Genomic DNA, 7327 nt, shown 5'->3' with positions numbered 1-7327 from the left:
GCGGCCCCCGCCGGCCCGGCCTGACCACTGCCTGACCCACGGCCTATGTCCGGCCGGACTCCTGTCTGATCCCGCCTGGTTCCTGCCTGACCACGGATTGCTTCCCGCCTGGTTCCTGCCTGACCACGGATTGCTTCCCGCCTGGTTCCTGCCTGGTCACGGGCCGCCGTCCCCCGGCCGGGTGCAGGACCGGTCAGCCCGGGTAGAGGTTCAGCCAGAGGACGAGATCGTCGTAGGCTTCCTGCCGCACCGCGCGGCGGGACAGGAAGATGTCGTGGATTGCCCCCGGATACCGGAAGACGGCCGCCCGGCGGCCCAGCCCGAGCGCCCGCCGCGCCGTTTCCTCGACATCGATCACGGCGTCGACTTCCATGAGTTCCTCGGACCACTCGGCCTGGATCCGGGTGCGTCCGGAGAGCATCACCAACACCGGCGCCTTGACGTCGAGCCGCTGCGCTACGGCAGCGTGGCCGGCCATGACAGCCTTCGTCCAGCCGGGCCTGACGGGGAACGCCTCCCGCGGCCGCCACACGGGATCCAGCAGCCATTCCCCGTGCGCCGTGCCGCTCACGCTGTCCCAGTAGCCGGGCATGCTGGGCAGCAGGAGCGGCCGGCGCGGGTCGGTCCGCGCCAACGGTTCCACCAGATGCATCGCGATGTTCCGGATCAGGCTGCTGCCCTGCAGTTCCAGCCAGGGCGCATTGAGGATCAGGGTGCCCAGCTGCCCCGGATTTCGGTCCGCCCACAGTGCTGCCACCAGGCCGCCGAGGGAGTGCGCCAGCAGGTGCACCGTCGGGGCCGCGGAGCCGCCGGTGCGGCCGGCGATGTCGGAGCCGATCGCCCCCAGCGCCGCCGCGATGTCCTCGTCATAAACGGCCAGGTCGGCCGTGTAACCGGGGGTCTGCCACCCGCGCAGGCTGCGCCCGAACTTCCGCAGGTCCAGGGCGTAGAAGTGGAATCCGCTGGCAATGAGGTGATCGGCGAGTTCGGCCTGCAGGAAATAGTCCGCCCAGCCGTGCAGGTAGAGGACCACCTTTTCCGGGGCACGTGTGTCCGGGGCGGCAGGGAACTCCGCTGCTGCCCCGGCAAGGTCCCGGCGCGGGCCGGTATGCCGCACCAGGGTCGCGGCAACGGGGCCTTCGTCGTCGGCGGCCAGGGGCAGTTCCAGGCTCTCAAAGCGGGCACCCAGCGCATCTTGCCGCCACAGCGGCCGCACCACGGGAACCCTCATGCGGTGCCGCTGTCGTCCAGCACATAGGCGCGGAGCCAGCGGGCCAGCCGGGCATAGGCGTCGGCGCGGACGCGCGGGGCGGACAGGAACACGTCATGCAGGGCGCCGTCGATCCGTTCCAGCGTGACGGTGCGGCCCAGGCTGAGGGCGCGCAGGGCGATGGTGTTGACGTCCAGGACCGCATCGGTGCGCCGCATCGATTCCTTCCAGAACATCCCGTTGGCGCTCGCCCCGGAGATCAGCACGAGGATCGGGACGTCGATGTTCAGTCCCCGCGCCACCCGGGACTGGCCGTTGAGGACGGCGCTCAGCCAGCCGGCGCGGACGGGGAACGCCCGGGGCGGGCGGTACGTGTCATCGAGCGTCCATTCGCCTTCGGCCGCGCTGCTGATGCTGCGCCAGTAGAAGGCTCGTTCGGGGAGGCGGATGATGGCCTCGGGCCAAAACCGCGCCAGCGGTTCCACCATGGTCCGGGCGGCGCGGCGCACGGCCGGGCTGCCGTGCATTTCCAGCCACGGGCTGTCCAGGATCAGCTGCGAAACCACCCCGGGATGCCGGCTGGCCCACAGCGCGGCGATCAGGCCGCCGGTGGAATGCCCCATCAGCGCCACGGCGGGTCGTGCGTCGCCCGGCTGCAGGGCGGCGATGATGCCGATCGCCGCGGTGATCTCGGCGTCGTAGTCGTCCAGGTCGGCCACATAGCCGCCGTGTGTGTCGGCGCGGAGGCTTCTCCCGTGGTTGTGCATGTCCAGGGCGAAGAACGCGAAGCCCTGGCCGGTCCAGAATTCGGCGAGTTCCTCGTTGAAGAAGTAATCACTCCAGCCATGCAGGAACAACACGGCCCGGTGCCCGCCGGCCATGCCGGCACGGGCGCCGGGAACGTGCCGGACCAGGGTGGCGGTCCGCTCGATGCCGTCCTGGCCGGCCGCCGGGAAGGCGCAGGCCTCGAAGTCGTCGCCGAGGATATCGGGTACCCATTCCATGGCAGGCTCCTAGACCGACGAGGCCGCGGCGCGGCCGGCCGAGCGTCCGGAATAGAGGCAGCCGCCGAGGAAGGTTCCCTCGAGGGCGCGGTAGCCGTGGATCCCGCCGCCGCCGAAGCCGGCGGCTTCCCCGGCGGCGAAGAGGCCGGGGACGGGCTGCCCGGATCCGTCCAAAACCCGGGACTGCAGGTCGGTGTGGAGCCCGCCCAGGCTTTTGCGCGTGAGCACCGAGAGCCGCACCGCCAGCAGTGGCCCGTGCCTGGGGTCCAGCATCCGGTGCGGGGGCGACACCCGCATGATCCTGTCGGTGGTGAAACGGCGGGCGGCGCGGATGGCGGCGAGCTGCGGGTCTTTGCCCAGGCCGCTGTCGAATTGCCGGTCCCGGGACCGGATCAGCCGGTCCAGTCCGTCGGGGTCAATCAGCCGCCGGCCGGTGAGGGAGTTCATGGCGGCGGCGAGTCCGGCGGGGGTGCCGGCCTGCAGGAAGTCGACTCCGTGGTCGAGGAAGTGCTGCAGGGGGCCGTCGCTGCCGGGCTGCAGCCGGGAAACCAGGAGCCGGACGTCCTTGCCGGTGAGGTCGGGATTCTGTTCCGAGCCGGAGAGGGCAAACTCCTTGAGGGCGATGGTCCTGTTGAGCACGAACCAGGAGTGGTCGTGGCCTGTGCCGAGGATATGGCGCAGGGCCCCCAGCGAGTCGAAACCGGGGAACAGGGGAGCGGGGAGCATGCTCCCGGTGGCGTCCAGCCACAGGGATGACGGTCCGGGCAGGATCCGGATGCCGTGCCTGGGCCAGACCGGCGAATGGTTGTGGATGCCTTCGGGGTAATGCCACATCCGGTCCCCGTTGATGAGGCTCCCGCCGGCACGCGCAGCGGCGGCCAGGAACTCGCCGTCGACCGAGGCCGGCACGCCACTCAGCATCGTCCGGGGCGCGGGGCCGCCGGCCCACTGCTGACGGACGGTGGCGTGGTTGCCGCCGATTCCGCCGGTGGTCACCACTACGGCAGCACCGGCCGCTTCAAAGCTGCCGACGGCGGTCCGCGAGGAGGCCTCGCCGCGGGCCGCGCCGCTGGGCTCCAGGATCTCGCCCTGCACCCCCGTGACGCGCCCCGCTGCCGTGACGAGGCTTGCCGCGCGGTGGCGGAAGTGGAACGTCACCCGGCCCGTGGCCTCGCCCTCGCGCAGCTTCGCCAGGAACGGCGCCACCAGCGCGGGACCGGTTCCCCAGGCGACGTGGAAGCGCGGGACGGTGTTGCCATGGCCGTCGGGGCCGTAGCCGCCCCGTTCCGCCCACTGCACGAGGGGGAACAGCCGCACGCCCAAGGAGGCGAGCCAGGCACGTTTTTCCCCGGCCGCGAAGTCCACGTAGGCGGCGGCCCAGTCCCGGGCGAGGGCGTCTCCGGGCCGGTCGAAGGCGGCGGAGGACATCCAGTCGGCCAGGGCAAGTCCGGCGCTGTCCCTGACGCCCAGCCGGCGCTGTTCGGGGGAGTTGACCAGGAAGAGCCCGCCGAAGGACCAGTGCGCCTGGCCCCCGGCCGAAGCCTCGGGCTCCTGGTCGAGCACAGCCACCCGGCGGCCGGCCGCGTAGGCCTGTGCGGCGGCAACGAGACCTGCCAGTCCTGCCCCCACCACCACCACGTCAGCGTTGATCACTGATCCGGCAGCCCGGATGGGCGCAGTGCCGGGGGTTCCGCCGTCGCTGGTCATGGCTTCATGCTAGCGCCCGCAGGCACTCGGGTTTGGTCTGGACCGCCGGAACCGGAAAACTAGAGCCATGCGCGTATATCCGACTTTCTTCCGCCTGGCCTTCTCATGGATGGACGCCGAACGCGCCCACAAGATCGGCTTCAAAGCCATCCGACTAGCCCACTCCTGCGGCGCCGGACGGGTGCTGCACAAGCTCACCGCGCCGGCGGCGTCACTGCAGACCCAGGCGTTCGGCCTGACGTTCCCCTCGCCGTTCGGCCTGGCGGCCGGCTTCGACAAGGAAGGCCACGGCATTGAGGCCCTGACCGAGCTGGGCTTCGGCCACGTGGAGGTCGGCACCATCACCGGCCAGGCCCAGCCCGGAAACCCCGCCCCGCGGCTCTTCCGCCTGGTCGAGGACCGGGCCGTCATCAACCGGATGGGCTTCAACAACGACGGGGCCGCCGCGGTGGCGCCCCGCCTGAAGTCCGCCCGGGCGGCCCTGCAGCGCCGCCACCCGGGGGTCCGCCCGGTCATCGGGGTCAACATCGGCAAGAGCAAGGCCGTGGAACTTGAGGACGCGGTGGCCGACTACCTCATCAGCGCCCGAAGCCTGGCCCCCGCCGCCGACTACCTCGTGGTCAACGTCAGCTCCCCCAACACCCCGGGCCTGCGGCTGCTGCAGGATGTGGAAACGCTGCGCCCGCTGCTGACCGCCGTGGGGGAGGAGGCGGACAAAGCTTCCGGACGCCACGTTCCGCTGCTGGTCAAGATCGCCCCGGACCTCAGCAACGAAGACATCGACGACGTCGCGCGCCTGGCCCTGGACCTGAAACTCGATGGAATCATCGCCACCAACACCACCATCGCCCGCGCCGGTCTCTCGTCCAGCCCGGAGAAAGTGGCCGGCTGCGGCGCGGGCGGGCTTTCCGGGGCCCCCTTGAAGCGGCGGTCGCTGGAAGTGCTGGCCCGGCTGAAGGAAGCGACCGGCGGCAGGCTGACCCTGGTCTCGGTGGGCGGCGTCGAGACGGCGCAGGACGTCCAGCAGCGCCTCGACGCCGGCGCCACCCTGGTGCAGGGCTACACGGCGTTCCTTTACGAAGGTCCGTTCTGGGCGGCCCGCATCAACCGGCTGCTCGCGAGGCACCCCTCCCGGCGCTAGGCGCGGCGGCCCCGGGACCCCGGCAGCGCGACGTGGGACGACAGAGCCCCCGGCAGTCCAGCTGCCGGGGGCTCTCCTTGTTGAATGCGCGAATCAGGCGGGGTAGTCGCCGCGCTTGACGAGGGGCTTGGGAAGGCGCAGGCGGCGGTACTGGAGGGAGCGCATGGAGCCGTACCAGATGGTGCCGCGTTCCACGTCGCCGAACTTCTGCTCCAGGCGCTTCTTGAGCTTCCGGGAGAGGATGAAGACGTCGACGAAGACGGCCAGGAACATCACCCAGAATCCGCCCAGGACGTAAACCATCTGGGGACTGGACGCGGGGACAAGGAGGGAGACGACCACGAAGAGCAGGGCGCCGAACATCAGGTACTCGCCGAGGCTGAAGCGTGCGTCCACAAAGTCACGGGCGAAGCGCTTCTGCGGGCCCTTGTCCCGCAGCGGCAGGAACTTCTCGTCGCCGGTGTCCATGGCGTGCCGCATCTTGAGGCGCTGCTCCTGGACCGCTGCGCGCTCTGCGGCCTTGGAGGCCTTCCGGTCCTCCGGCACGAGCGGCCGCTTCCGGGCAGCTACTTGCGCGCTGCGCTTGGGCGTGGGCGCGCCCTTGCCGGTGGCGGAGTCCCGGGCTGTTGCCCCGACCGCCTGCTGGTCAACACTGTCCTGCGCCGCTGGCGCTTCTTTTTTACGTCCAAACACCCCTAAAGAATACCCCGGGGCGGCGTGCACGAGACCCGGCCCACACAGGGCAGGAGACGCGGTGGCCCTGTTTGAGGTGATCCGCGACACGGGTAGTGTTCTGGCCATGACTTCATTACCCGCGGGGAACCCGCAAGCCGCTGCAGGCCGTGACGGAAACGTCTCCACCGAGGCCCTCCGCCAGGCCGTCTCCGAATCCTTCGACACCACGATCGCCCAGTTGAAAGAGCTCGTCGCCATTCCGGGCATCGCGTGGCCCAGTTTCGACCCCGCCCCGCTGAACGCCAGCGCCGACGCCGTCGCGGAACTGGTGCGCGGCAGCGGCTTCGACGACGTCCGGATCCTGCGCTGCGACAAGGAGGACGGGACGCCCGGCGGTCCCGCCGTCGTCGCGCGCCGTCCGGCCGCCGCCGGCAAACCGACGATCCTGCTCTACGCGCACCACGACGTGCAGCCCACCGGCGACCTGGCCCTGTGGGAGACGGAGCCGTTCACCGCCGTCGAGCGCGACGGGCGCCTCTACGGGCGCGGCGCGGCCGACGACAAAGCCGGAATCCTCGCCCACATCGCGGCCTACTCGGCCGTGACCCGGTTGCTGGGCGACGATCTGGGCCTCGGGGTGACCTTTTTCTTCGAAGGCGAGGAAGAAGCAGGGTCCCCGACCTTCCGCACCTTCCTGGAAACCCACCGCGAGCTGTTGAGTGCCGATGTGATCGTCGTGGCCGACTCCAGCAACTGGAAGGTCGGCATCCCCGCGCTGACCACCAGCCTCCGGGGCCTGGTCGACGGCACCATCGAGGTTAAGGTCCTGGAGCACGCCGTCCACTCCGGCATGTTCGGCGGCCCCGTTCTGGACGCGCCGACCCTGCTGTGCCGGCTCATCGCCACCCTGCACGACGACGAAGGCAATGTCGCGATTGCCGGCCTGGTCAGCCGGGACGAGGTCTCCGTCGACCTGCCGGAAGAGGAATACCGCGCCGACGCCTCTGTGCTCGACGGCGTCCGGCTCGCCGGCACCGGCACGATCGCCTCGCGGATGTGGACCAAACCGGCACTGTCGATCATCGGTTTCGATGCCCCGGCCGTCGACGTCGCGTCCAACACCCTCCTGCCCCGGGCGCGGGCCAAGTTCAGCATGCGGCTCGCTCCCGGCCAGGATCCGGCGGAGGCCATGGAGGCCATCCGCAGGCATGTGGAAGCCAACGCGCCGTTTGGCGCCCATGTGGTCTTCACCCCGGGGGAGAGCGGCAACTCCTTCCGCACCGACACCTCGTCCAAGGCCGCCCGCGTCGCGATGTGGGCGCTCGGCGAAGCGTGGGGGGTCCCGGCCGTGGAGACAGGGATCGGCGGCTCAATTCCCTTCATCGCCGACCTGACCGAGCTGTACCCGGACGTGCAGATCCTCGTCACGGGCGTCGAGGACCCCGATTCGCGGGCGCACAGCGCCAACGAATCCCTCCACCTCGGCGACTTCCGCAACGCCATCGTGGCGGAGGCGTTGATGCTGGCCCGGCTAAATGAGGAAGGGCTGGCCTGAACGGCCGGGCCCGCCCCTGTCTCTTATACACATCT

General features: G+C 70.5%; 6 protein-coding genes. 2 read left to right on the top strand and 4 right to left on the bottom strand.

Translation table 11 applies throughout. The features are described 5' to 3' along the window. Positions 1–193 precede the first annotated feature (193 nt). Genes BJQ90_RS19400 through BJQ90_RS19390 form a run of 3 tightly spaced genes read right to left on the bottom strand, consistent with a single transcriptional unit; the run spans position 194 to position 3921 of the window. Complete coding sequence (locus BJQ90_RS19400; RefSeq protein WP_226761827.1) at positions 194–1231, bottom strand: alpha/beta hydrolase; 1038 nt, start codon at positions 1229–1231, stop codon at positions 194–196. After that, the gene (locus BJQ90_RS19395; protein ID WP_226761826.1) at positions 1228–2214 is read right to left on the bottom strand and encodes an alpha/beta fold hydrolase; all 987 of its coding nucleotides are present in this window, start codon (positions 2212–2214) and stop codon (positions 1228–1230) included. Before BJQ90_RS19395 ends, BJQ90_RS19400 begins: the two co-directional genes overlap by 4 nt. A 9-nt stretch (positions 2215–2223) precedes the next feature. Further along, positions 2224–3921 carry an FAD-binding dehydrogenase gene (locus tag BJQ90_RS19390; RefSeq protein ID WP_226761825.1) on the bottom strand — a complete coding sequence of 566 codons (1698 nt, stop codon included), beginning with the start codon at positions 3919–3921 and terminating at the stop codon, positions 2224–2226. Between the two features lie 67 nt (positions 3922–3988). Here BJQ90_RS19390 and BJQ90_RS19385 point away from each other — a divergent pair, with 67 nt between their 5' ends. Then, positions 3989–5062, top strand: a complete 1074-nt coding sequence (locus BJQ90_RS19385; RefSeq protein ID WP_226761824.1) for a quinone-dependent dihydroorotate dehydrogenase — start codon at positions 3989–3991, stop codon at positions 5060–5062. A gap of 93 nt (positions 5063–5155) precedes the next feature. Here BJQ90_RS19385 and BJQ90_RS19380 read toward each other — a convergent pair whose 3' ends face one another. Continuing rightward, positions 5156–5755 carry a DUF3043 domain-containing protein gene (locus tag BJQ90_RS19380; protein ID WP_226761823.1) on the bottom strand — a complete coding sequence of 200 codons (600 nt, stop codon included), beginning with the start codon at positions 5753–5755 and terminating at the stop codon, positions 5156–5158. Between the two features lie 106 nt (positions 5756–5861). Here BJQ90_RS19380 and BJQ90_RS19375 point away from each other — a divergent pair, with 106 nt between their 5' ends. Further along, complete coding sequence (locus BJQ90_RS19375; protein ID WP_226761822.1) at positions 5862–7292, top strand: dipeptidase; 1431 nt, start codon at positions 5862–5864, stop codon at positions 7290–7292. Positions 7293–7327: the final 35 nt, after the last annotated feature.

It is taken from the genome of Arthrobacter sp. SO3, assembly GCF_020532825.1.
Taxonomy (GTDB): Bacteria; Actinomycetota; Actinomycetes; order Actinomycetales; family Micrococcaceae; genus Arthrobacter.
Note: the sequence above shows the minus strand (reverse complement) of the source record. Positions and strands in the feature narration are given on the sequence as shown.